The organism is Frankia sp. CcWB2 (assembly GCF_977927585.1).
Map to the genome: position 1 here is coordinate 6,185 of NZ_CDWRCM010000232.1, position 1,015 is coordinate 7,199.

At 68.9% G+C, this 1,015-nt stretch carries 1 protein-coding gene; it reads left to right on the forward strand.

Annotation, left to right across the window (positions count from 1 at the left end; all coding sequences use genetic code 11):
* The coding region (locus tag ACY45C_RS19075; protein WP_462188940.1) for a cytochrome P450 at positions 1-789 on the forward strand (789 nt) is incomplete at its 5' end.
* Between the last annotated feature and the right edge of the window lie 226 nt (positions 790-1,015).

A 1,015-nucleotide genomic window follows, 5' to 3' on the forward strand; every position in this document is an offset into this window, starting at 1 on the left:
CCGATCACCGTGGTCGCCGAGATGCTCGGCCTGCCCCACGAGGACGTGCCGATGTTCCGGGCATGGGGCGACGCGCTGGGCGCCCTCGACGCGGCGACGGTGCCGCCCGAGGTCATGGAGGCCGAGGTCGCTCCCGCCATCCGGGAGATGAACTCGTACATCCTTGATCATGTGCGGAGGCGCCGGGAAAGCCCGACCGACGATCTGCTCAGTGACCTGGCGCAGGCGAGTATCGACGGCAAGCCGTTGCGCGACGGCGATCTGATCGGCCTGATCGGCCTGACCATGTTCGCCGGCCACGCCGCGTCGATGGCCATGATCGGCAACGCGATCGTCGTCCTCGACCGCCACCCCGAGACGTTCGCGGCCGTCCGCTCGGACCGCGATCTGCTGCCGGGCGCCATCGAGGAGCTGATGCGCCTGTACCCACCCTTCTCCCGGATGGCGCGCGTGACCACCACGCAGACGGAGCTCGCGGGGCAGCAGATCGGCAAGGACGAGCTGGTGACGCTGTGGACCGGCGCGGCCAGCAGGGACCCGGGACGCTATCCGGATCCCGACCGCTTCGACATCCACCGCAACACCGGCGGGCACCTCGCCTTCGGCCAGGGCATCCATTTCTGCCTCGGCGCACCGCTGGCCCGGCTGGAGGTCAGGATCGTACTCAACGCGCTGTTTGATCGTTTCGACGACATCGCCGTGGACTACTCGGGCGGGGTCGAGTTCGAGAACCCTATGCAGATCATCTGCCCTCGGCGGCTACTGGTGCGCGTCACCGGGCGGTCCTAGCACGGCACGCCGCCGCCGCGGCGGGTCGAACTTCGTGGAGAACATGCCCCCCGCCAGCGCCGACCTTTCCCCCTTGCCCGCCATCCGAGAGTAGCGGGCAAGGGGGCGCGTCACGTCGACGGTGACCTCCCGGTCAGCCGGTCATGTCGACGGATTGCCATGTTTGCGTACCGGGATGTCGGCGTTCTTCGCCCGCAGCGCGGCGAGCGCCCGGACGAGAATTGAA